Raw genomic sequence first — 23070 nt, 5'->3', positions numbered from 1 at the left:
TGTACTTTCACTTCTTCCCTAGGCTTTGCTTCTTCTTGTACCTTTACTTCTTCCTGCGCTTTTGCTATTTCCTGTGCTTTTGCTACTTTCTGCGTTTTTGCTTCTTCCTTTGCATTTACCACTTTTTGTACTTTCGCTACTTGCTTCGTTTTCTCTTCAACTTTCTTTTCAATTGGTGCTGTACTTGATAGGAAAGAAACATTTGCATAAACTGTTTTTCCTTTATACTCAAATTGTAGCCATCCGTCTTTTACTTGATGAGTTGATTCAATTACATCATCTTTTTTCAGTCTGCCAAGAATTTCTGATTCTGTGTTTGCTTCAGAACGTACATTTAATAGGTTTGCTGTTACATGATAAATATCTTTTGTATACTCCGAACTTACAAACAATTCTTTACCATTTAAATCAATTTTTGACCATCCTTCTTCAGTATGTATGACCTTTAACTTTTGTCCTTCTTTTACTTTTTCGACAACTTTTGATTCCGTAGTTGGCTTTTCACGTACGTTGAGTACATCCGCTGTTACGATAGTTTCTGCGATAGCAGATGTGGTAAAAGCCCCCAATCCAAGAACTGTTGCTGTTGCTGCGCCAATTATTTTTTTCATATTAGCCTCCATTGCGTTTTTTGAGTTCTATCAAATGCTTCCATAAAATTAGGTGATTTCACGGAATATCAAAACATTTGCAACCATATATCGATATCGCTTAATATGATGTTATTAGAACCCTTTACTTCAATAGTATCAAATTCTCATTTATAATTCTATAAATTATAAATCTCCTTACCTTGTATAAACGTTTCCTAGCCTTCTTCTTTATACTAAATAGTCGTCGCAATTCCTGCCAGAAATAAACTTACGATTGCTAAAAAAGGAATACCCACTATCGCTCCGCTTAAATGAAACTTATAATCTTTATAGCCCTTCATCCCTTCCGTACTAGGAATAACAACAAATCTCGGCGTAATCCAGCAAAATATAAGCCAATCGATTATTAATAAATCTACTAAATTGAAAATCATTAAAATGCTAAAACTATGTAAATAGGCCTCAATATACAATAGTTTTTCATGTTGATGTAGTATATATGTTGAAACGAAAGGAGTACCGAAGAGAATCACATTGTATGCAATACTAAAGTAAATCGTTTGCTTTTTTTCATTAATCGATTTCGGAAAAACTACCTTTTGAATATCTTTTGGATAATCATTTAACGAAAGACGAGGATTATAATATAAAGACCCCAAAATCATTACGGATAGTACAATAGACATGATGACACCAACGTACATTGTTTGCTCTAATTGACTCATAAGTCTCATTCACCCTTTTCTGTAATTTCTATGTAAGTCATTCACTTAATTACACATTGTATGTACGTATACAACCCAAAATTAACAATTATCTTTAACACCCAATCACATTTCTTGCAATGTAAATGCAACTTTTATACAGTGGAAGCCTAATTAGTACAGATAGGATTGGTGAAACCTATGAAAATCGAACATATCGCAATTTGGGTAAATGACTTAGAATTAATGCGCACTTTTTATACAAAATATTTCAACGGCAAAGCAAACTCTTTATATCATAATGAAGCAAAACAATTCGAATCTTATTTTATTACGTTCGAATCTGGAGCGCGCCTTGAAATTATGCGTAAGAAAGGTATAGAGAACGAGCCTAATCTTATTATAACTGGCTATGCACATATGGCTTTCTCTGTTGGAAGTGAAGAACGTGTAAATGAACTGACAAAAACGTTAAAAGAAGCTGGTTATCCTTTATTAAATGGACCACGTTTCACTGGAGATGGCTATTACGAAAGTGTAATAAACGATCCAGAAGGCAATCAAATAGAAATCACTATTTAACGATCGTTTATCTTTTCTGAAGTACAAATGAAAATTAGTTTGGAGGAAGCATATGCATAAGCTACATTTCAAAAAATTTGAAGCAACAGATTTTAATCACTACTTCCTGCTCGTATCAAATGAAAGAGTAATGGCACAAATTACAGAGCGCACCATTCCGTTAGATGAAGCACAAAACGACTATGAAAAATTGTTAAGGCGCAATGAAAAACATAAACTGTATGGATCTTATAAAGTTTATAACAGTGCAACAAATGAATTTATCGGACTTGGACATATAACAGTAAATGAGGATGATTTTAAAGAAGCTGAACTTGGTTATATGTTATTGCCAGAACACTGGGGAAAAAGATATGGTAGTTGTATTGCAAGAGAATTAATTGAAATAGCGAAGCATACTGATGTAAACGTACTAAAAGCAATTATCGATCCAAATAATATCCCCTCTCGAAAAATATTAATAAACATCGGTTTTACATCTGAGAAAATTTGTGAGATTGATGGATTACCTGGGGAGATTTTGAGTAAATATATTTAACTATACAAAAAGGTGATGCTTCCATTCAAAAAAGGTGTTTACGTTAATACACCTGACCTCTCCATTAAAGATTGGCCAGATGCTTACTACAACTGTAACTTTGATCGGTTAATGGAATTAAAGGCTAGATATGACCCGAAAAATATTTTCAACTTCCCGCAAAGTATTTCGCCTTTTTACAGTCCCAAATGAAAGTTATCGTTTATATTTCTTTTGCATGATAGTGATTTGGTTTCGTACCTCCCCATCACCTTACATAAAGCAAGTGAACACGAAAGCCGGTGGAATATTCCAGTTTATTTTCTTCACCTCAATATTTGCAAAAAAAGAACGGAAAAATTGTTGTTTAAAGCGTGTATATTGGAAAGTAATAAATTTCCCTTCTTCCCCTAATACTTCTTTTGTTACCTGTAATATCTTTGTAGAAGTATCAAGGGATAAACTGGTAAATGGCAATCCTGAAATAATATAATCCACTTGGGTAATTTTATATTTCTGAACATACTTTTCCGTATATTCGGCAGAGTCATGAATAATGTACACATTTTCCATGTGTGAATATCGCTCTTGAAGTATACGGTAAAACTGTACGTTATTCTCAATGATTAACAATACTGTTTCATTATGTTTATGTTGAATGAGCTGTTCCGTAAACACTCCAGTTCCTGGTCCATACTCAATAATGCATTTTGCTTGTTCAAAATTTATAGGGGCTACCATTTGTTTTGCAAGTTGCTTAGAACTTGACAATACTGCTCCTACAGTTCTTGGGTGCTTTATATATTCACTTAAAAAATGTAGTACATGCATAGTCTTCTTCCTCTTTCCTTGTAGGATACAAGGTATACACTACTAAAAAAATATTAAAATCTGATGAGAAATACATAAGATATTCTTAATGTCCCCTAAATACAAAAGAAACTTAATCGATTAGTCACCACCTTGTTGTTTGCAAAACAATAAGTCACACATGCTTTAACATGGAGAAACAAGTATAATAGCGCCAAACACTTGTTATAATGACGGTCTTGGCATGTGAGTCATGCTTGTATAGACTCCATATCAAACTATTATTTTGCAGAAAACGACCAACTTAGGATATCAAATGAAGAGTATCAATTTTGCTGTATTTTCAATGTCGCGAACAAAAAAAGGATATACTTTTTTAACTGTATTTGTTAAATAAAAAAGACACTTTAGAAATTTCTTTTTTTCATCTTATTTTAATGATTTTTTCATCCAAATTTCATCTGAATCTCATTCTTATTAGTTACACTCTGTATATAAACTGGCGCTGGCCATAAAAAACTAATAAGGAGGAATCCTACATGAACTATTATGAGAAGGATCAGGATAAGAATAGAGAAAATCCATCCATTTCTGATGAAGTCGCTTCCGTTTCATCACGAGGCCGGCAGATGCTGAACAAGGTTCCAGAAGTCACGATTTTCTTTTGGATTATCAAAATCATGGCAACTACTGTAGGCGAGACAGGCGCAGACTTCTTAAATACAAACCTGAACTTTGGCTTGACTAAAACGACCTTTGTTATGAGTGCTCTCTTGCTCATCACACTGTTCTTCCAGTTCAAATTGAAGAAATATGTTCCAGGAATTTACTGGCTCACTGTCTTGCTGATTAGTGTTGTCGGCACGCTAGTCACCGACAATCTTACGGACAACTTCGGGGTCGCTTTAGAGACGACCACCATCGTTTTCACCCTCGCGCTACTGGCGACTTTTGCCGCTTGGTACGCGAGTGAGAAGACATTGTCCATTCACTCTATTTACACGACAAAGCGAGAAGCATTCTACTGGTTGGCTATCCTGTTCACCTTCGCCTTAGGTACTGCAGCTGGTGATCTCGTAGCAGAGAGTCTCAACTTAGGTTACTGGATTTCAGCGCTCATATTCGCCGCATTAATTGGGGCTGTAACCGTCGCTTACTACCGCTTCAAATTAAATGCAGTGTTGGCCTTTTGGATTGCTTATATTTTAACTCGTCCTTTCGGCGCCTCTTTTGGCGATTATTTATCACAGCCTCACGATTCCGGTGGCCTTGGTCTCGGTACGGTAGGAACAAGCGTAATCTTCCTCGTAATAATCTTGAGCTTAGTTATTTATTTGACCAAGACGAAAAAAGACGCGAGCCAGAGCCTAAATTAATATATATTTTGTCTAAACCTTAAAATAGGTGACATGATTGCCTAATCGTTAGTACAAAATTTCAAACAAAAGAAAATGAAAAGGCAATACTACGTTTAAACTACCAGTAGTATTGCCTTTTTTATAAAACAAATCATTATTCCCTTATTTCGTCTACTATACTTTGAATTAAAGAAATAAGAGCTTGCTTTGTATCCTCATCTGTAACTTTTGCATCATCACTAAATTTAGTACGCACAGACGGGATTAATAACGAACCATTTTGAACGACAACTGTATCTAGCATACCTAGCGTAAGTAATAATGATTCATGGGCTTTATCCCCTGCAGTAATCGACGGTGAAGCTGTTATGATAGCCACTGGTTTTTTATATAGTTCCGCTGACGATACAAGCCATTCTAATGCGTTTTTTAAAACTCCTGGAATACCTTTTGCATACTCTGGCGTACAAATAATAAGTGCATGTGCTTCACTTAATGTCTTTCGAAATTCTTCAACAACAATAGGAGCTCCAACTCGATCTACATCCGGATTAAAATGAAGAAGTTCCACTATTCCCTTATAAATAGTGTAATCTACACCATCAGGAATAAATGCGGCTAGAGCTTTTAATATGTTTGTGTTGGATGATCCTTTCCTAATACTTATGCAGCCATAGAAAAATCAATAATATTGAATCACTTATCAAATGCACATCCGTTTTTGTTTACATAATATTATTATGTTTTCGTAAATCGAATATCATTTCTTTCATCGCTTTGCATTTATTCTCTATATACCATGCATTATTCCACCACCGAAAGTAAAACTTTCTCAAGCTCTTTTTTAGATAACATACTATCGTTTATATACACTTGGTATGCATTTCTTCCTTCTTTTGCAGGTACTACTATTTTCATAGCCCGGACATGTGATTCTTTATACTCACCAAATGTAACATCATACCCATTTAGTTTATATTTCTTTATATCTCCAGAAAAATTAGGTCCTCTTTCAGATGGTTTATCAAATGGTCTATCAATAAAATAATCTTTATATTCTCCCTCAACGATTTCAAATTGATGAATTGTAAAACCTAATTCTGCTTCTGAAGTATGTGGCTGTTTTTTTACATTTCGGTTTTCATATCTCATCGTAATAAGTGGCATAGGTTTTCCTAATGTCGCTTCGGCTTTTACCTCTTCCAATACGAGTTGATGTCCAACTGGAATATATGTAGGATGCTTAATCGGAAAACCAGTTATTTTTTCAGCTTGTTCAAATGTATAGGTAAAATGTTGATTTATTCTTTCTTCATATGTATTTAATTGTTTCATTACCTCTGTATCTCTTTTTTCTTCATCAGCATTTAGACGATCGGTAGCTGTATATTGTCTTTTTCCATTCTCTACGACACTTACTTTCTTATAAAAATGATACGATTCTTGTAATAAAGCTACATACTTTTCAAAGTCCTCTTCTGTAAATATACTTTTAGCAATTTCTATACGTTCCATTACCCCATTATAACCATCCTCAGTCATTCCTATATCTTGCCTTGCTTTTTCTGGTGTCCCAACAATTTTATCCATTAATGTCGTACCTGCCAACGTACCGGTCGGTATTAGAACAGCCGCAGCTACAAAGCCAAGTAATAACTTTTTCTTCATAGAAGTTTTCCTTTTCTTTTTCATTTGTTGGTATTTATGAAAAGAAGTTTGCACCTTATTTTCTAGATTAGTAGATGGTTCGAGTGTCTCTGCATTTCTTTTCAATTCATTCGTTATATATTTTTCAAAATCCATTTACTTCTCCCTCCCTTATGGCTGGCATATGCTCCATTTCTGTTCTTAATCGTTTTAAAGCTGTATGTAATCTAGATTTCACTGTACCAACAGGGATTTGAAGAAGTGCGGCAATTTCATCCAAGCTATATTCATGGAAGTAACGCATAATAACAACTTCACGATGCTTATAAGATAATTTTTGTACAACTTCCACTAATTCACTACGTGTTTCTTTATGTAAAATACCTTCATCCATTATGTAAGACCGATCTTGTTCATACATTTTCTTCTTTTCAAAGATTCGAAATCGCCGCCACGATTTACGACGCCAATCTTGTACTTGCTTGACAACTAGTCCATGTAACCAAAAACGAAATGAACGGTTCATATCATAATTCGTTACAGACTTCCACATTTTGATGTATACCTCATTAACTATATCGTCTACATCTTGGTGCTGATTCCCTAATAAAAATACTACTGTTCTATAAATATCTTTACTTGTTAATTCATAAATAACTTGAAAGGCTTCTTGGTCCCCAGACTCCATTTTATACAGCCATTCTTTTAATTCTACTTCATCCAAAATTACGTTCCCCTCTCATGATCCTTCACACAATATTCGTCCGTTTCTCACAAAAAGTTCATTTTACATAAAAATTTATTTATTACAATAAAAATATAATATATATTTTACAGAAAGGAGGATTCGTATAATGAACAAAGAAGACAAACTTTATGCAGAAAAGGTATTAAAACACCTCTTCATAGGAGCACAAGTTGATGGATTGCAATTTGGTATTTCTCCAGCAACTATAAAGATTCATTTTACAAATTTTGAAGCTGCAGTTGATTATGATGGGCAATTATATGTCAACATCGAATCGAAATGGTGTTTATTTAATACTCCACCAGAAAAGTACCCTTCTAATGAGGATGAATTTGACGATTATTCCGAGGAAGAAGAATATAATAGAATTTTTAAAATGAGAAGGCAGAAAGTTATAGACGTGCAATTAGGTAAGGAAACTCCACATTTGCTTATCCTACTTGAGAACGGACAAATCTTGTTTGTAAATGGTTTTCATGACTATTATGAATGTTGGCAAGCTGGGGTCCAATGTGAGGATTGGCTTGTAGTTGCTGCACCAGGTAATGAAATCGCTACTTGGACACCCGATGAGTTTACCAATAAATAAAAAGTTGATTTTTGTGGAGAAGTATCGAAGATAGTTTACAAATTAGCATAACAATATACATTATCATCATTTAAATTAGCAGGTTAATTTCTAAGTTTCGTTTACTGTATTTTTCTTGTACGAATATTTATTACAATGTGACTCTTAAACGAGTGATTAAATTTAAAAGAATTACATAATGATTCAAAAAATGCTTTGGATTTCTCCCAAGCATTTTTGTGTGCTACTTATATTTTTATTCCTGTAACCATTTATACCGTGATTTAGCTTTTTTCTCCATGTTGTTCAAACTACTCAAGATTCTTCCCTCATCTTATTGATTTGAAATATACATGATAAAGCCCATGACCAGTAGAGTTACCTTAGCATAACGTCTTATCCCCAAACCCCCAACTAAACCATTTTCCATGCCCTTCTGTTTCCCCAACCGTTTCACAATATTCGTTTCCATTAATATAATAATCAATATGAAGGTCCCGGTCCCACATGTTGTTATATAGGTGGAATACATCACGTTTTGCACCAATTTCTTTAATTTGTTTTTCTAGCGTATGTTTCACACCTTCTGGTATTTGATTCGCTACATGTGTATGGAAAATACAAATTACTGCATCTTCCCTTATTTGATCTACAATGGATGGTAGAAGCACTACACCATCTCCTTCAATTAATTGCACTGATTGTTCTTTTACAAGTTCTGCTGCTTGATCGAATAGTACCAGTCTTTCTTTATGTTCTGGCCAAATAAGCGCTCGTAACCATAAATAGTCTTCGTCATCATTTAAATCGTTCACGTGTAAATCCAGTCCGATTCTTTCTACAACAGGTGGACTTTGTTTTAGCAGATTCGGCATATTCTCCCCTCTTATTTCAGAGGTTAAATGAACATTCGATTGTGTATTTCCATACACTTCTTCCATTCCATATGAATAACTATATTGATCCCAAAATAGTTGTAATCCTGAACTTGTACCAATTTCTATTAACGCTAACGGTTTGTTCACTTTATTAAATATGTAACAAAAACTTGGATACAAATAGGCACATCGTCTTACTTCATTCGTTTGAACAAGTTTCGTTTGTAATAAAGAGATAATTTCTTCTCGATATACATGGCAAAAATCTTTAAATTGGTAAAAGGCATTTTCAAAATTTATATGAGCATTTCCAACTAAACTTTGATAATACCTTTTTAAACTGTGTTCTTTTCCTTTTAACAATAAATAGTGGACCGCACCTAATAATAAGTTCGGGATTGGCTGACCAGGTTGTGCATTGAAAGCTAACGTAAGAACTTCCTCATCTTCAGAAATTTTTATTGATAAGTATTCGTATAAAGGACTCGATCCTTTACATTCATTTACAGAAAAATCCCGAAATAAGTTTGCAACTTGTTCTTTTGTAAGCATTGGTATCCCTCCTGTTTTATTTTCAGAATAATCTTACCATTTTTTTATCATTTACTCTATTTTGTCAAATTAGATGTTAAAAAAATAGAATTTTACTAGTTTCCAAAGATAAGACATAAAAATAGAAATTTTTTTGGGATAACATCAAACTGGAATTCTTCTCCAAATTCCGCTTTACTACTATGCTTTTTACCCTTATGACAGAAGAATTCTATGAAATAAAACGTTAAATAGTTTAAAATTATCAGATAACACTAGATATTTTAGTCTATTAATTATTATAATAGACTATGAGATGGTTATATAATTGAGACAAAAAAGGTAAATACCTAGGTGGGGCCTAGGCGGTGTTTTCTTTTTACGGCTTAGATATTAAAACACCTACTCTTTTTTGCCAATATAGGGGATGGAGAGATTATCATGAGCAACATGCAGCAAAAAACAGACGTTATCTTAATTGGCGCTGGAATTATGAGCGCAACGTTAGGATCATTACTTAAAGAATTGGCACCTGAATGGGAAATTAAAGTATTTGAAAAACTCGCTAATGCCGGAGAAGAAAGTTCTAACGAATGGAATAATGCTGGTACAGGACATTCTGCGCTATGTGAGCTTAACTATACATCCGAAAAATCTGACGGGTCTATAGATATTGGTAAAGCTGTAAAAGTAAATGAGCAATTTCAACTTTCAAGACAATTTTGGGCGTATCTTGTTAAGAGAAACTTAATTCGTAATCCACAAGATTTTATTATGCCACTACCTCATATGAGTTTGGTGCAAGGAGAAAAAAATGTGGAGTTTCTAAAAAACCGTTTTGAAGCGCTTTCAAAAAACGTTTTATTCCAAGGAATGGAATTTTCTGATGCTCCTGATACATTAAAAAAATGGCTTCCACTCATTATGGAAGGCCGTACCTCTAATGAACCGGTGGCTGCAACGAAAATTGATTCTGGAACAGATGTTAACTTTGGTGCGTTAACACGCATGTTGTTTGATTACTTAAAAACTAAAAATGTCGAACTAAACTACAAACACAGTGTTGAAAATATTAAACGTGCGAAGAACGGTTTGTGGGAAGTGAAAGTACACGATATGAATAGTGGTAAAATCGAACACCATACTGCAAAGTTCGTCTTTATCGGCGGCGGTGGCGGTAGTCTACCTCTACTTCAGAAGACTGGTATTCCTGAATCAAAACATATTGGGGGATTCCCAGTAAGTGGACTATTTATGGTATGTAAAAACCAACAAGTTATAGAGCAGCATCATGCAAAAGTATACGGAAAAGCTAAAGTTGGTGCTCCGCCAATGTCTGTACCTCACCTTGATACAAGATATATAGACAACAAAAAAGCTTTACTGTTTGGACCATTTGCAGGCTTCTCACCTAAATTCTTAAAAACTGGCTCAAACCTTGATTTAATTGGTTCTGTAAAACCGAATAACGTCTTAACGATGTTAGCAGCCGGTGTAAAAGAAATGGGATTAACAAAATACTTAATCCAACAAGTTATGTTATCACACGAAAAGCGTATGGAAGAATTACGTGAGTTTATTCCGAACGCTAAAAGTGAAGATTGGGATACTGTCGTTGCTGGACAACGTGTGCAAGTAATTAAAGATACTGATGCAGGTGGTAAAGGAACACTTCAATTTGGTACAGAAGTTGTTAGTGCAAATGACGGATCAATCGCTGCGTTACTTGGTGCTTCTCCAGGTGCTTCTACTGCTGTTCACGTTATGCTTGAAGTATTAGAAAAATGCTTCCCAGAACGTATACTAGAATGGGAGCCAAAGATAAAAGAAATGGTCCCTTCTTACGGCGTGTCACTTACAGAAAATCCAAGATTGTTCCAAGAGCTTCACGCTTCAACAGGACGCACACTTGGGTTAAATGAAAAAGAAGCTGTTCACAATTAATGAATAGATTTTAAAAACGACATAATAAAAACGTCCGATATATTCGGACGTTTTTTTACTTTGTCTTGCGAATAAATAATAGCAGATAAATTTATATCGACTTACCCACAAGAAACGACGAGCTCATTTTAGCTCTCAACTAGAAATCATACTTATCGATATTATCCTTCGTAAATACAACTCGTTCAGGAAGTACGATAATACCGTTTCCTTCCGCCTCATAGTCATACCCTTGAATAGAGTTTGGCTCTACTTTCACTTTGCCGATTCCTTTTACTTCGAAGCTATCCCCTACTTTTAATTTCTTCCCTTTTACAACAATTTCATTTGCAACATAAGTTGCGAGTGCACCTTGTTGCTTAACATCCCATAATCCGAATTGTTGTACTGTTCCTCGTTTTACATAATCACGCATAACGTTCGGTGTCGAAAACCCAGTTACGACTACTTTCTTATCCATTTTCAAATTCTCAGTTGCTTGCGCCATCGCTGGAAGTGCTGTTGCATCTGGACATATTACTGCGTTAATATCCGGATATGTTTTTAAAATACTCTCCCCTACTGATAAAGATTTTTGCGCATTATTTTCACCGTATTGCGTCGTTACAATTTCCCAATTCGGATATTTCTCTTTAATAATCTCTTTCGCCTTCGTTACCCATTGATTTTGATCTGTTACAGTCGGGCTTGAATAAAAGAATGCTACTTTTCCTTTATCTCCAATTTGCTTAGAAGTCATTTCAATTAATAAGTTTGCAAGTTGGTCTGGTGTACCTTGGCTAATATAAAACGAACGGTCTTTCGGATTCACATCAGAATCCCACGTTAATACTGTCATCCCTTTTTTCTTTGCACGTTGTAATGATTGCGAGAGACCATCAACTGACGTAGATGAAACCATAATTGCATCATAGTTTTGGTTAATAAAATTATTTATATATTTTACTTGCCCTGATACACTTGCCTCAGACGGTCCATCGTACTTCACTTGTACACCTAACTTATCTCCCATCTCTTTTGCACCTTCACCGCCTGATGTAAAGAAGCCAACTCCCGTTAATTTCGGAATGAATGCAAATTTCACATCATCTGCTTTTTTCTTATCCGCTGTTTGGCTAGAACAAGCAATTAAACCGATTAAACAAATACACATAATAATAACAATCCCCAGTTTTCTCTTCATGACATTTCCCCCTTATGCAAATTCCTTCTTTTCCCCGTAGTGAATCGTTGTAATTTGAAATGTCTCATAATAACAGAAACAATAAGGATAATACCTATTACTACATTAGATTGTTCATTCGTTAAGCCCGTCATTTGCAAACCGTACTGCATGATTCCTATAAAAATACTCGCTAGTACTGTCCCAATAATGCTACCTTTGCCGCCTGTAATAAGTGTACCGCCTAATACAACTGCCGTAATAACTGGCAAAATTGTTTCACTTCCAATATCAGCACGAGCGGAACCGAAATACGCTGTTAAGAAAGCTCCTCCTAATCCACCTCCTAACCCAGAAAGTACGTAAGCAATAATCACTACTTTCTTCGTTCGAATGCCGGAATATCTCGCCGTACTTTCATTTGCGCCAGTTAATTTTGCATGGCGACCATATGTTGTACGGTGAAACAATATCGTAAATACTATCGTTAAAATGACAAGGAACCATAATAAATTAGGTATACCGATAAAACTACCATTTGCCAGTTGCACATACGAATCTGGTAAACCACTTATTCCTTCATAGCCCGCTGCACCCGAACCACCTGAAATAACAAGGGCGATTCCTGCATATAAAAACATCGTTCCAAGTGTAACGACAAGAGGTTCTACATCTGTCATTTTTATAATAAGTCCATTTAATCCGCCCGCTATACAACTTATTACGAGCGCAATGATAACGGCCAACAGTATAGGCATGCCATTCATCCAAAGTACTCCGATAAGAATCGAAGTAAGGCCCATAATCGACCCTACTGAAACATCAATTCCGCCAGTTACAATGACAAATGTCATCGGAATAGCCGCGATTGAAATAATGAGGAAATCGTTCATACTAAAAAGGAGGTTACTAATGTTTAAGAAATCACTATTTATGAAACTAAAGAGCATGAATTCTACGAGAAGCAATATGAGAAGAACCCCTTCCCACCTATACAAGCTACGTATTCCCCTCATAGATTCATCCTCCTTTCTTCTAGTTGCCGGAGTTTCTTCCATTTTTTTAAGACACTATCTAATATGATGATGAGTAAAAGTAAAAATCCTGAAATAGCACTATTCCAAAATGCAGGTATTTTTAAAAAGACGAGTGAACTGCTTATCACTTCTAAAAAGAATGCACCTAATGCCGCTCCAAATATAGAACCTGTTCCTCCTTTTAAATGAATACCACCTAAAACAGCAGCGGCGATAACTTGCAATTCTATCCCTGTACCTGTTTGATTTGGAACGAATCCAATATTCATTACGAATATACATCCAGCGAGCCCAGCGCTTATGCCTGATATAATAAACGCGTATATTTTCACTTTATCTACATGTATTCCAATAAGCCTTGCACCATCTTCATTATCACCGACCGCATAAAAATATCTTCCAATTTGAACTTTCATTAAAAGGAAATATAGTAGTAGTAATATGATAAGAACGGTCCATACCGTTACCGGAATGCCTAACATCATAATAGAAGAAATTTGTTTATACTCATTCGGAATATCTTCAATCCACTTTCCGCCCGTAAATATTAACATTGCACCTCTAATAATCCCGAGCATTCCTAATGTCATAATGATAGCTGGCACTCGAAATTTCGTAACACCAATTCCGTTTACCATACCAATAAGAGCACCAAGTATAATTGCCGCAAATATTGAAAAGAAAGTACTGTATCCATTTGTTAACAGCATCCCGCAAACCGCAGCGCTTAATCCCATAATAGATCCTACTGATACATCTATATTTTTCGTAAACAATACGAAAGATTGACCAATTGCCAAAACAACTAAAATAACGCTTGATTTCATAATTAAAGATAAAGAGCTAAACTGAACAAAACTCGGATTCATTACTCCAACGAAGGCTATGTAAAGAAGTAATAAAATAATAATAGACGTCTCATGCATTTTAAATAAACGGTTCACTCCGTTACACCTCCCTTTCCTCCATACGCAAGGCGTGTAACTTCATCAATACAAATTTCCTTCTTCTCCAAATGAGAGACGCATTCTCCATTTCTCATCACATAAACACGATTCGCTAATTGAACGATTTCTTCCATATCTGAAGAAATTAATATGATCGCAAGTCCCTTTCTCTTCAAACTTTGTATCGTTTCGTATACTTCTAATCTTGCTTTCGCATCAATACCACGGGTCGGTTCATCAAGAATAATCACTTTCGGATTACATGCAAGATATTTCGCTAGCACGACCTTCTGTTGGTTCCCACCTGATAAAGACGTCAGCTCTTCATTCATATGAGGGACAACAATTCTAAACTGTTTTATATACAATTCGGATAAAGCGCTTTCTTTTTTGTTATTTAAAAAGAATCTACTCATACTATTTAAAGATGCAGATGTTATATTTTCCTTAACAGACGCAATTGAAAAAATACCATTCCCTGCCCGGTCCTCCGGTACATACACCATTCCTTTCTTTATTCGCTTATGTACCGAATACTTCGTAATGGATTTCCCCTCTAATAAGACGGAACCTGATTTCAAAGGCATTAATCCAAATATTGATTCAGCTAATTCAGTCCTACCTGATCCGACGATACCTGCAATCCCAACAACTTCTCCAGCGTGTACAGTTAATGATACATTTTGAAACGCATAACCAGACGCATTCGTGACATCTAATAGTTTTTCCGAATGCTCTATTCCTTCTTGCGTGATTTCTTTCTTCTCCTCAAGTTTATAACCTTTCGGTAATAACCCCTCCATTAGCATGTCATATGTATAGCTTGATACATCCCCTTGACTTACAATCATTCCGTCACGCAAAATTGCTACTTTATTTGCAATTTCAAAGATTTCTGGAAAACGATGCGTAATGTAAATCATGCCAATTCCTTTTTCTTTTAAACTTTTCATCAACACAAAAAGACTCTTAATTTCGTGATTTGTTAATGTCGATGTTGGCTCATCTAAAATAAGAATCTCAGCTTCCCTTATTAATCCCCTCAATATTTCTACTAATTGTTGCTGGGCAATGGATAACGATAACCCTAGCTCATGAAGTTGCATGTTCCAACCTAAACCTTCTAGCAACTTATTAATTTTATTTCGAAGTTCTTTCTTTTTCGCTTCCATTCCGATACAAATGTTCTCTTCAATTGTCATATGCGGAAAGATGAGTGGCTCTTGTGGTATTAAATATATGCCATGTTGATGTGCTTCTGCTGTGTTTGAGAACTGTTGTATTTCCCCTTTCACATACATATTGCCAGCATCGTATGAATACAAACCCGTTAATATTTTCATTAACGTTGATTTCCCCGCACCATTTCCTCCGACTAAAGCGTATACATCTCCATGCTCTAATTGTAAATTGACTTCTTTTAATACGAGTTGATTTGCAAATGATTTATTCATCTTTGTAACTTGTAATAAGGGCACTTTCTCCACATGTTGTCACCTGCCTTTATGCAGAACATTTTTTGAGAAAATGATTTTTTGTTCTACTTGTTTTGTAGCATTGTATATTTCTTTTTTCATATCTAGAACACTTTTTTCACCGGACTATTTATCGCCTCAACTGGAATAAACAAAATAACGAGCACATATGTTTAAGCAGTGGTCAATTGTTGAAAGGGATGAAGAGTATGTCACATCTGAGCTTTGAAGACAATTTGTTAACAAAAGTAGCTTGGTACTATTATAAAGATCAATTAACCCAGCAAGAAATTGCTTCACTTCTTCACATTTCAAGAAATAAAGTCGTTCGGTTGTTAGATAAAGCACGGACGGAAGGTGTCGTCACATTTCACGTAAAAGGTACTGGTTTGCACTGTCTAAGCATCGAACGTGACCTTATAAAAAAATTCCATCTAAAAGATGCTTTCGTTATTCCAACTCCAACTGAGGATTATGCATTTTCACTTGGAAAAGCTGCCGCACAATATTTAGAAAATCATCTGCAACAAGGCGATTTACTCGGCATTGGCTGGGGAGAGACGATCAGTAAAATGTTAGAAAACATCCATTTTGAAAGTTCTATGAATCTTTCAATCGTTACTCTTACAGGCGGCGTAAATCACTATATTCCAAGAAATCAAAGCTATTTGAACTACATGCAAGGAGATCTTCACATTATTCCTACCCCTTTTCTAGCATCCACAACCGAAATGGCGCAAAGTATTCTATCAGAACCGAGCGTGAAAGATATGCTTCACGTCGCTTCCCTTGCTCATACAGCAGTAGTTGGCATTGGCGGATTATCTCAAGACGCCACAATTGTGAAGGAAGAAAAACTAACGCTTCGTGAGATGACATATATACGTAGTCAAAACGAGGCCGGAGATATTTTAGGTCAATTTTATAATACTGATGGAAAACAATTAGAGCTTCCCCATCATAATCGTCTTATCGGCACACCACTCTCTGTTCTTCAAAATATGAAACATGTCGTTGGTGTAGCTGGCAGCACCGAAAAGTTAGATGCAATTTTCGGCGCCTTAAAAGGAAAATTCATTCATACATTAATTACCGATGAAGAAACTGCTCTCTCCTTATTAAGAAAGGAAGGTGACTCTTAATGTCTACTCTATTAGCTTACGATGCTGGTACAGGAAGTATTCGAGCAGTCCTTTTTGATTTACAAGGAAATCAGCTTGCAGTCAGTCAAAAAGAATGGATTCATAAATCCGATAGTCGTTATCCTGGTTCTATGAATTTTGATGTAAAAGAAAATTGGCAGCTCGTCCAAGAATGTACAAAGGATGTGCTGCAAAAAAGTAATACGTCCCCCTCTTATATTAAAGGCATAAGTGCAACGAGCATGCGCGAAGGCTTTGTTTTATACGATAAAAACGGGCAAGAAATATGGGCTTGTGCAAATGTTGATGGCCGCGCATCAGCGGAAGTTAGTGAACTAAAACAAATACGTTCCGAAATTGAAGAAGATTTATATAGAAAATCCGGTCAAACTTTTTCGTTAGGTGCTTTACCTCGCTTACTTTGGATTAAAAAACATGAACCAGACGTGTACAAAAACATTCATTCCTTTACGATGTTAAACGATTGGATTTTATATAAATTGTGCGGCGTACTGCAAATTGATTCTTCAAATGGATGTACGTCCGGGATATTCGATTTACAAAATAGAGCTTGGGATAACTCCATCGCTGAGCAATGCGGTCTTACTCTAGCCTTTTCTCCAAAAGTAAATGAAGCTGGTACAGTTATCGGGAATATCACAAAACGAAGTGCTGAATTAACAGGATTACATGAAGGAACTCCTGTCGTTGCTGGCGGCGGTGATGCTCAAATGGCATCACTCGGAACTGGAGTTGTTAAGCAAAATCAAACATTAATATGCGGGGGTAGCTTTTGGCAGCAAGAAGTTAACATTACTGAACCAATAACGGATCCGCATGCTGCGATTCGCGTAAATTGCCATGTCGTTCCTAACCTTTGGCAATATGAAACGATCGCCTTTTTCCCAGGCCTCGTTATGCGCTGGTTTCGGGATGCTTTTTGCCAAGAAGAAAAGAAACTCGCTGAAAAACTCGGTGTAGATGCATATGAATTGTTAGAAGAACAAGCGAAAGACGTACCTGTCGGCTCACATGGCATTATCCCTACTTTCTCAAACGTCATGAACTATATCTCTTGGCGTCATGCCGCACCTTCTTTTTTAAATTTAAGCTTAGATGCTGACAAATGTGGAAAGAAAGAAATGTTCCGCGCTATTGAAGAAAATGCCGCCTTCGTTACACTTGGAAACTTAAAACGAATTGAAAATCTCACAGGTATATTCCCTTCTGAAGTTGTTTTTGCTGGCGGTGGTGCTAAAGGAAAACTATGGCCTCAAATTCTATCAGACGTACTCGGCATTCCTGTAAAAGTACCCGTTGTGAAAGAAGCAGCTGCTTTAGGAACTGCAATTGCTGCTGGTGTTGGCGCTGGAATATATTCATCTATGGAAGAGACTTCCAAACAGTTTGTACAGTGGGAAAACACATTCGAGCCAGTCACTGAAAATCATGAACTCTATAAGGAGTTCTATGAAACATGGAAAACCGTATATGACAGTCAGCTCGCTTTAGCCGATAAAGGGCTCACCTCACATATGTGGATTGCGCCAGGTGCGCTGTAACACATTACATAAAGGAGTGATTTCTATGCTTAAAGTGAATGAAGATGATTTCACCTATCGCTTCGGTGATAACGGGCCGAAATATTTAATACAAGGTCCAAATATCGATCTTGGCCTAGTCGTTATTCAGCCTGGGCAAGAGTTTCAAAATCACTATCATACAACGTGCGAAGAAGTCTTCTATGCGTTAGAAGGCGAAATAGATTTCTATGTAAATAACGAAAGAATTCCAATAAAACAAGGAGATGTCTTGCAAGTTCGCCCTCATGAATCTCACTATCTTATTAACCATTCCGATAAGCCTTTTAAAGCTGTTTTTATAAAGTCACCACATTTACCAAATAAAGATACAGTACAAACTGAAAATCCAACATTAACAAAGGAGTGATTCCTAATGACTTGGGGATTTAAAAATCGATTAAACACAATTTTACCTGACGGCAGAGCGGTTATGTTAGCGATAGATCACGGCTACTTTTTAGGACCAATTCACGGACTTGAACAACCGTTAGAAACAGTTAAAAACTTGCTTCCATATACTGATTCCCTCTTTTTAACACGAGGCGTATTAAGTTCCTGTATTCCTGAAAACTGCAGCACACCGATGGTTATGCGTGTATCAGGCGGAGCAACTGTAGTCGGCAAAGATTTAGCGAATGAAACAATTGTTACACCTGTGAAAGAAGCAGTAAAACAAAACGCAATTGGCGTCGGCGTTTCTGTCTTTGTTGGATCGGACTATGAAACACAAACTATTTCAAATCTCGCAAACGTAGTCTCTGAAGCTCACGATTACGGCCTGCCAGTACTCGGTATTACCGCCGTTGCGAAAGAACTACAAAAACGAGAAGCTCGCTTTCTAGCACTCGCCTCCCGCGTATGTGTTGAAATGGGAGCTGACATTATTAAAACGTACTACTGTGAAGGATTCGAAAAAATCACAAGCACATGCCCTGCCCCAGTCGTAATCGCGGGCGGACCGAAACTAGATTCAATCGAAGACGCATTAAACATTACGTACAATGCGCTGCAAGAAGGCGCAATCGGAGTAGACATGGGCCGAAACATATGGCAATCCGAACATCCAGCTGCGATGATTCAAGCGATACATGGTATTGTGAAAAATGGATTTAGTGTGAAAGAGGCTTTGGAACTATATAGTGATGTGAAAAATTAATGTAAAAATGACAGACTATATATTATAACCGGTTCGGTTCAGGGGTGTAAAACTTGTTTTGACACTCAAAATACACAAGGAAAAGGATGGCAAGTGCCATCCTTTTTGACATACATTGAACTTTTACTGTTTTCAAGTTACCTTCTTCGACTAACGAGCCAGAAATTTTAATCAACCTTTAACTTTATAGCTTTTGTAGCAATAAAAGTTTTAATATGCTTATCTAATATCCTTGTTCCACCAAAATCATCCTCATAAAAACCCATTATAACAAAACCAGCTTCAATTTGACCTTGGATTTGATCTTCTAGAGTATGTGCGTATTCTATTGTTTGATTTGAATTAATGTAATCTTGAACTTCATCCTCTGGTAAATAATCCAATGTTGATGAAGGTATTGAATGTTTAACATCCAAAATACCTTTTTGTTCTTGATTGTCATCAAAAATCCATAGTAAAGGATTTGTAAATCCAGAAATAAGAGTACCTTTATTCTTTAAAACCCTTGAAATCTCATTCCATACAAGATGAACATCTTTTACAAACAAATTAGAAACGGGATTTACGACAATATCAAAATATTCATCTTCAAAATCACTAAGGTCTGACATATCTCCTTGTACTGTTTTTAAAGTTAATCCATCCCGTTCCGCTACCTTTTCATCTTGTTCCAATTGCTTCTTAGATATATCAGTAACTGTTACATCTGCTCCAGCAGCAGCCAGTACTGGTGCTTGTTGCCCTCCACCTGATGCTAAACAAAGTATCTTTAATCCCTCTAATGACTTTGGAAACCAATCTCTAGGAACTGATTTTTCTGTGGTGACTGTGATTTCCCATTCACCTGATTTACTTTTTTCAATAACCGCACTACTTACAGGTTGAGTGTATCTAGAACCTTCTTCAACCTTCTTATCCCATGCATTACTGTTTTGTTGCGTAGTATCCATTATAATGATTCCTCCTAACCATCTAGTTGCATTTTAATTGTGACATTATTAACTATTTATACCATTTTTCTATTAACCTGCCGATAGTTAATAAATGGTTTTCTATATTTATTTTAACACATAAACACCCTATTTTTCGCAATATTTCAATTAATTGATTATATTGTAAAAAATGAGAATTGTTTCAGTTATAATAAAATATGAAAACAAAAATAAAGGAAAAGAGGAATGATTATGCAGCGAATGTCTTTTGAACGCCCTACTGATCATTACGATGAACGCTTATACTCTATTGATGAAAAAATTTGCGCCCTATTAAAAGAAAGAAAAGAACTTTCGAATGGGAACCCAGGATTTCCGCCTGATGAGGCTACTTCTAATTGGGCAAAGCAGTACGGATTTTATCCAGACTATTTAAATTCATTATTCTCTTCCATGATGGATGAAGAAGAATTTAAACCTCACGTCGAACCGACTAAGTTTAAAAAACATATACCCATTTTAAAAACTTATGAACATAAAGGAACTGTGTATACTGTAACCTTTATTCGTCAATATTCTAATGCTAGCGTAATTTACTTATATAAAGAATGGGATTCAAAAAACAAAACACTTAATGAGATAAATACACATAGCCTTGTTGAATTATCTATAAATACTACATACGATTGCTGGGCAGAAGGATGGACTGGAACAGATGGACATGTGAGCTACCAATTTATTGTATCTCCTGCTCTTCCTGATAATTTGTCTGGAATAAGCTTACGATTTAAAGACCAAAGTATGCCGTTTATGAAAGATCAAGCTGTGCTTGAATTTGAAATTCAGTTAGATTAATAAATAAAGGAGCTGTCTCATAAGTCGGATTTCTGACTAAAAGATGCGTTATTGTATCCCTTTTAATCTATTTATCTAAAGGCGTGTATTAATAGTGAAAAATGAAAAGAAGATCGGAACTGAAAGGCTGATTAAGGAACTATTGGGTAGTAATAAAGTTACTCCACTAAAGGACCAGATTGTGTAATTGGAATATGATTAATAGAGAAGCAGAATGTTTTATACTAATGTAGAATGCTTATCTTGAATCTTTGCGAAAGGAATGTCTATATATGTCTAAAATGGTTAACATGCTTTCTATTTTATGGCTCCTCAAAACGAGAAAACAATTGACTGCTAAGGAATTAGCAGAGGAATTAGAAATCAGTATTCGTACGGTGTACCGCTATATTGATGCTCTGTGTGCAAGTGGAGTACCAATTATTTCAGATGCAGGGCATAATGGTGGGTACAGTTTACTGAATGAGTTTACAAAGGCACCTTTGTTTTTTAATTTGGATGAGCAGAAAGCGCTTGTCCATGCTGCAAAATTTGCAATAGATGCAGGGTATCCCTTTAGTGAAGCGCTAGATGCATCAATTTCTAAATTGAAAATGTATACAAATGAGGAACAATTGAATCATATCAATCGTCATTTAAGAGGGTTTGAAGTCATCCATCCTACTGTCGAACCCTCTTTGAAATCTATTCTTCAAGATTTAGAAATTTCTGTTGCCGAAAGTTATAGGTTATTTATTGTTTATCATAAGGGTGGAGAAATCGAACCTCAATCACGTCATATTGATCCTTATGGTCTTGTTTATTGGAAAGGCAAGTGGTACACAGTGGCTTATTGCCATCTGCGTAAAGAAATTCGAAGTTTTCGAATCGATCGTATTCAATCATTATCCAGAACAGATAAAAAATTTGATCGGCCCTTGGAATTTTCAGCGCGTTCTTTCTTTCTAAAAGACATTTTACCTGATTCAAACCAACTTAAAGAACTCATTTCTGTCCGTATCCAAGGCATGCCACATGCGCTTGATGATTTATGTCAGCATTGGTTATTTAACCATGCTTTAATAGAACGAAAAAACAATCAAGCTCTTTTTAAGGTTGATATAGAGTCTATTCATACTTTTGTACCTTACTTCCTTCTCCCTTATGGTAAATCTATTAGCATTCTGGAACCAACTTTATTACAAGAAAGATTGGCAACTATCAGCTTTGAATTATTCAATCATTATAAAAACCCTTCACTTCACTGACCGTAATTGTCAGTGAAGTTTTTTTATAATGTACATGTAGCGAATTAAATTTTTAGGAGGCATAAAAATCATGAAGAATTTGATGTATGAATTTTATATTGCAGGCTCACCAGAGGCAGTTTGGAAGGCATTGATCTCTCCTGAGGGTACAAAACAAATTTATTATGGGTCCATCATTCGATCTACATTCCAAGTGGGCGATCTCTTGGAATATGTAGGTCCTGGATTAGATGGAAATGAAACGGTGCATGTATACGGAAACGTATTGGAACATGAACCAAATCAGTTACTTCGATTTACTCACTATCCTGGAAAGTCTTATATGAAAGATGATCGTGCATTTGAGTCAAGAATTTCTTATATTCTAAAGCCTATTGGATCATGCACGAAATTAATACTCATTCATGACCAATGGAAAGAAGATGATCCTTATTATGAGAACAGCAACAAGGCCTGGTGGATGATATTAAATAATACAAAGACTTTAGTAGAAACAGGAAGTACACTAGACTTTGGTGAAATCTCATAGGTCCATCATAAATGATTTAACAGAAAGGAAATATTGGATTTCAGCTCCTGAACGAATTTGTATTTTAAGAATTATGTTTTTTGGCCTAGCTCACTGATTGTGAAGTAAACAACTTAAATGTGACT

Annotated in this window: 24 protein-coding genes and 1 pseudogene; 13 read left to right on the top strand and 12 right to left on the bottom strand. The window is 35.8% G+C overall.

Going from position 1 to position 23070, the window contains the following annotated elements:
- Both ACFVQC_RS19405 and ACFVQC_RS19400 read right to left on the bottom strand, forming a co-directional pair.
- The coding region (locus tag ACFVQC_RS19405; RefSeq protein WP_377898965.1) for an SH3 domain-containing protein at nt 1-611 on the bottom strand (611 nt) is incomplete at its 3' end.
- Between the two features lie 215 nt (nt 612-826).
- The gene (locus tag ACFVQC_RS19400; RefSeq protein WP_377898964.1) at nt 827-1318 is read right to left on the bottom strand and encodes a nitroreductase; all 492 of its coding nucleotides are present in this window, start codon (nt 1316-1318) and stop codon (nt 827-829) included.
- 180 nt (nt 1319-1498) lie between these two features.
- Here ACFVQC_RS19400 and ACFVQC_RS19395 point away from each other — a divergent pair, with 180 nt between their 5' ends.
- The 3 genes and pseudogenes from ACFVQC_RS19395 to ACFVQC_RS19385 form a co-directional block, all read left to right on the top strand.
- Nucleotides 1499-1879 (top strand): VOC family protein, encoded by a 381-nt coding sequence (locus ACFVQC_RS19395; RefSeq protein WP_377898963.1) that lies wholly within the window; start codon nt 1499-1501, stop codon nt 1877-1879.
- A gap of 52 nt (nt 1880-1931) precedes the next feature.
- Complete coding sequence (locus ACFVQC_RS19390) at nt 1932-2417, top strand: GNAT family N-acetyltransferase (RefSeq protein WP_002147121.1); 486 nt, start codon at nt 1932-1934, stop codon at nt 2415-2417.
- Between the two features lie 3 nt (nt 2418-2420).
- Nucleotides 2421-2609, top strand: a pseudogene (locus tag ACFVQC_RS19385) (BBE domain-containing protein); the annotation flags it as partial.
- Between the two features lie 60 nt (nt 2610-2669).
- On the opposite strand, the gene ACFVQC_RS19380 reads toward ACFVQC_RS19385, so the two are convergent.
- Nucleotides 2670-3227: a class I SAM-dependent methyltransferase gene (locus tag ACFVQC_RS19380; protein WP_201040285.1), complete on the bottom strand. Its 558-nt coding sequence runs from the start codon at nt 3225-3227 to the stop codon at nt 2670-2672.
- A 518-nt stretch (nt 3228-3745) separates the two neighbouring features.
- Between ACFVQC_RS19380 and ACFVQC_RS19375 the strand changes: the two genes are divergently transcribed.
- On the top strand, nt 3746-4582 hold the full coding sequence (locus ACFVQC_RS19375) for a COG4705 family protein (protein ID WP_377898962.1): 837 nt from the start codon (nt 3746-3748) through the stop codon (nt 4580-4582).
- A gap of 136 nt (nt 4583-4718) precedes the next feature.
- On the opposite strand, the gene ACFVQC_RS19370 is transcribed toward ACFVQC_RS19375, so the two are convergent.
- The 3 genes from ACFVQC_RS19370 to ACFVQC_RS19360 all read right to left on the bottom strand — a co-directional run bounded on the left by ACFVQC_RS19370 (nt 4719) and on the right by ACFVQC_RS19360 (nt 6935).
- A complete protein-coding gene (locus tag ACFVQC_RS19370; protein WP_377899171.1) occupies nt 4719-5231 on the bottom strand; it encodes an NADPH-dependent FMN reductase in 513 nt (170 codons plus the stop codon).
- A gap of 137 nt (nt 5232-5368) precedes the next feature.
- Nucleotides 5369-6367: a hypothetical protein gene (locus tag ACFVQC_RS19365; RefSeq protein WP_377898961.1), complete on the bottom strand. Its 999-nt coding sequence runs from the start codon at nt 6365-6367 to the stop codon at nt 5369-5371.
- The gene (locus tag ACFVQC_RS19360) at nt 6357-6935 is read right to left on the bottom strand and encodes a sigma-70 family RNA polymerase sigma factor (protein ID WP_377898960.1); all 579 of its coding nucleotides are present in this window, start codon (nt 6933-6935) and stop codon (nt 6357-6359) included. Before ACFVQC_RS19360 ends, ACFVQC_RS19365 begins: the two co-directional genes overlap by 11 nt.
- A 130-nt stretch (nt 6936-7065) precedes the next feature.
- Here ACFVQC_RS19360 and ACFVQC_RS19355 point away from each other — a divergent pair, with 130 nt between their 5' ends.
- Nucleotides 7066-7548: a hypothetical protein gene (locus ACFVQC_RS19355; RefSeq protein ID WP_377898959.1), complete on the top strand. Its 483-nt coding sequence runs from the start codon at nt 7066-7068 to the stop codon at nt 7546-7548.
- Nucleotides 7549-7910: 362 nt separating this feature from the next.
- Here the strand turns inward: ACFVQC_RS19355 and ACFVQC_RS19350 are convergent, their stop codons facing one another.
- Entirely contained in the window at nt 7911-8957 is a 1047-nt protein-coding gene (locus ACFVQC_RS19350) for a DUF2332 domain-containing protein (protein ID WP_377898958.1), read from the bottom strand.
- Nucleotides 8958-9377: 420 nt separating this feature from the next.
- On the opposite strand from ACFVQC_RS19350, the gene ACFVQC_RS19345 reads away from it, so the two are divergent.
- On the top strand, nt 9378-10880 hold the full coding sequence (locus ACFVQC_RS19345) for a malate:quinone oxidoreductase (protein WP_377898957.1): 1503 nt from the start codon (nt 9378-9380) through the stop codon (nt 10878-10880).
- A 139-nt stretch (nt 10881-11019) separates the two neighbouring features.
- On the opposite strand, the gene lsrB is transcribed toward ACFVQC_RS19345, so the two are convergent.
- The 4 genes from lsrB to ACFVQC_RS19325 are packed head-to-tail and all read right to left on the bottom strand — an operon-like array spanning nt 11020 to nt 15513.
- On the bottom strand, nt 11020-12063 hold the full coding sequence (lsrB, locus tag ACFVQC_RS19340; RefSeq protein WP_377898956.1) for an autoinducer 2 ABC transporter substrate-binding protein LsrB: 1044 nt from the start codon (nt 12061-12063) through the stop codon (nt 11020-11022).
- Entirely contained in the window at nt 12060-13058 is a 999-nt protein-coding gene (locus ACFVQC_RS19335) for an ABC transporter permease (protein ID WP_377898955.1), read from the bottom strand. The genes lsrB and ACFVQC_RS19335 overlap by 4 nt, the downstream gene beginning before the upstream one ends.
- Nucleotides 13055-14023: an ABC transporter permease subunit gene (locus tag ACFVQC_RS19330; protein WP_377898954.1), complete on the bottom strand. Its 969-nt coding sequence runs from the start codon at nt 14021-14023 to the stop codon at nt 13055-13057. Before ACFVQC_RS19330 ends, ACFVQC_RS19335 begins: the two co-directional genes overlap by 4 nt.
- On the bottom strand, nt 14020-15513 hold the full coding sequence (locus tag ACFVQC_RS19325) for a sugar ABC transporter ATP-binding protein (RefSeq protein ID WP_377898953.1): 1494 nt from the start codon (nt 15511-15513) through the stop codon (nt 14020-14022). Before ACFVQC_RS19325 ends, ACFVQC_RS19330 begins: the two co-directional genes overlap by 4 nt.
- Nucleotides 15514-15710: 197 nt before the next feature.
- Here ACFVQC_RS19325 and ACFVQC_RS19320 point away from each other — a divergent pair, with 197 nt between their 5' ends.
- The 4 genes from ACFVQC_RS19320 to lsrF are packed head-to-tail and all read left to right on the top strand — an operon-like array spanning nt 15711 to nt 19382.
- On the top strand, nt 15711-16643 hold the full coding sequence (locus ACFVQC_RS19320; protein WP_377898952.1) for a sugar-binding transcriptional regulator: 933 nt from the start codon (nt 15711-15713) through the stop codon (nt 16641-16643).
- A complete protein-coding gene (gene lsrK, locus ACFVQC_RS19315) occupies nt 16643-18205 on the top strand; it encodes an autoinducer-2 kinase (protein WP_377898951.1) in 1563 nt (520 codons plus the stop codon). The genes ACFVQC_RS19320 and lsrK overlap by 1 nt, the downstream gene beginning before the upstream one ends.
- 25 nt (nt 18206-18230) lie before the next feature.
- On the top strand, nt 18231-18593 hold the full coding sequence (locus ACFVQC_RS19310; RefSeq protein WP_002147097.1) for a cupin domain-containing protein: 363 nt from the start codon (nt 18231-18233) through the stop codon (nt 18591-18593).
- A gap of 6 nt (nt 18594-18599) precedes the next feature.
- Nucleotides 18600-19382 carry a 3-hydroxy-5-phosphonooxypentane-2,4-dione thiolase gene (gene lsrF, locus ACFVQC_RS19305; protein WP_002147095.1) on the top strand — a complete coding sequence of 261 codons (783 nt, stop codon included), beginning with the start codon at nt 18600-18602 and terminating at the stop codon, nt 19380-19382.
- A gap of 167 nt (nt 19383-19549) precedes the next feature.
- Here lsrF and ACFVQC_RS19300 read toward each other — a convergent pair whose 3' ends face one another.
- The gene (locus ACFVQC_RS19300) at nt 19550-20332 is read right to left on the bottom strand and encodes a class I SAM-dependent methyltransferase (RefSeq protein ID WP_377898950.1); all 783 of its coding nucleotides are present in this window, start codon (nt 20330-20332) and stop codon (nt 19550-19552) included.
- A gap of 234 nt (nt 20333-20566) precedes the next feature.
- Here ACFVQC_RS19300 and ACFVQC_RS19295 point away from each other — a divergent pair, with 234 nt between their 5' ends.
- The 3 genes from ACFVQC_RS19295 (at nt 20567) to ACFVQC_RS19285 (ending at nt 22945) form a co-directional block, all read left to right on the top strand.
- Complete coding sequence (locus ACFVQC_RS19295) at nt 20567-21169, top strand: hypothetical protein (RefSeq protein ID WP_377895150.1); 603 nt, start codon at nt 20567-20569, stop codon at nt 21167-21169.
- 272 nt (nt 21170-21441) lie between these two features.
- Entirely contained in the window at nt 21442-22416 is a 975-nt protein-coding gene (locus ACFVQC_RS19290; protein WP_377895149.1) for a helix-turn-helix transcriptional regulator, read from the top strand.
- Between the two features lie 70 nt (nt 22417-22486).
- Nucleotides 22487-22945, top strand: a complete 459-nt coding sequence (locus tag ACFVQC_RS19285; protein WP_377898949.1) for an SRPBCC domain-containing protein — start codon at nt 22487-22489, stop codon at nt 22943-22945.
- The last annotated feature ends 125 nt before the right edge of the window (nt 22946-23070 follow it).

The organism is Bacillus sp. NPDC057893 (assembly GCF_042796455.1).
Classification (GTDB): domain Bacteria; phylum Bacillota; class Bacilli; order Bacillales; family Bacillaceae_G; genus Bacillus_A.
This window is presented reverse-complemented; position numbering and strand designations above follow the sequence as displayed.

Excerpts from the sequence above, each read along its gene's own strand:
- ACFVQC_RS19285 (WP_377898949.1), top strand. The coding sequence starts at position 22,487 with ATGAAGAATTTGATGTATGAATTTTATATTGCAGGCTCACCAGAGGCA.
- ACFVQC_RS19355 (WP_377898959.1), top strand. The coding sequence starts at position 7,066 with ATGAACAAAGAAGACAAACTTTATGCAGAAAAGGTATTAAAACACCTC.
- lsrF (WP_002147095.1), top strand. The coding sequence starts at position 18,600 with ATGACTTGGGGATTTAAAAATCGATTAAACACAATTTTACCTGACGGC.
- ACFVQC_RS19320 (WP_377898952.1), top strand. The coding sequence starts at position 15,711 with ATGTCACATCTGAGCTTTGAAGACAATTTGTTAACAAAAGTAGCTTGG.
- ACFVQC_RS19380 (WP_201040285.1), bottom strand. The coding sequence starts at position 3,227 with ATGCATGTACTACATTTTTTAAGTGAATATATAAAGCACCCAAGAACT.
- ACFVQC_RS19345 (WP_377898957.1), top strand. The coding sequence starts at position 9,378 with ATGAGCAACATGCAGCAAAAAACAGACGTTATCTTAATTGGCGCTGGA.
- ACFVQC_RS19390 (WP_002147121.1), top strand. The coding sequence starts at position 1,932 with ATGCATAAGCTACATTTCAAAAAATTTGAAGCAACAGATTTTAATCAC.
- ACFVQC_RS19290 (WP_377895149.1), top strand. The coding sequence starts at position 21,442 with ATGTCTAAAATGGTTAACATGCTTTCTATTTTATGGCTCCTCAAAACG.
- ACFVQC_RS19395 (WP_377898963.1), top strand. The coding sequence starts at position 1,499 with ATGAAAATCGAACATATCGCAATTTGGGTAAATGACTTAGAATTAATG.
- ACFVQC_RS19300 (WP_377898950.1), bottom strand. The coding sequence starts at position 20,332 with ATGGATACTACGCAACAAAACAGTAATGCATGGGATAAGAAGGTTGAA.
- ACFVQC_RS19295 (WP_377895150.1), top strand. The coding sequence starts at position 20,567 with ATGCAGCGAATGTCTTTTGAACGCCCTACTGATCATTACGATGAACGC.
- ACFVQC_RS19400 (WP_377898964.1), bottom strand. The coding sequence starts at position 1,318 with ATGAGTCAATTAGAGCAAACAATGTACGTTGGTGTCATCATGTCTATT.
- ACFVQC_RS19310 (WP_002147097.1), top strand. The coding sequence starts at position 18,231 with ATGCTTAAAGTGAATGAAGATGATTTCACCTATCGCTTCGGTGATAAC.
- ACFVQC_RS19365 (WP_377898961.1), bottom strand. The coding sequence starts at position 6,367 with ATGGATTTTGAAAAATATATAACGAATGAATTGAAAAGAAATGCAGAG.
- ACFVQC_RS19375 (WP_377898962.1), top strand. The coding sequence starts at position 3,746 with ATGAACTATTATGAGAAGGATCAGGATAAGAATAGAGAAAATCCATCC.
- ACFVQC_RS19350 (WP_377898958.1), bottom strand. The coding sequence starts at position 8,957 with ATGCTTACAAAAGAACAAGTTGCAAACTTATTTCGGGATTTTTCTGTA.
- lsrK (WP_377898951.1), top strand. The coding sequence starts at position 16,643 with ATGTCTACTCTATTAGCTTACGATGCTGGTACAGGAAGTATTCGAGCA.
- ACFVQC_RS19335 (WP_377898955.1), bottom strand. The coding sequence starts at position 13,058 with ATGAGGGGAATACGTAGCTTGTATAGGTGGGAAGGGGTTCTTCTCATA.
- lsrB (WP_377898956.1), bottom strand. The coding sequence starts at position 12,063 with ATGAAGAGAAAACTGGGGATTGTTATTATTATGTGTATTTGTTTAATC.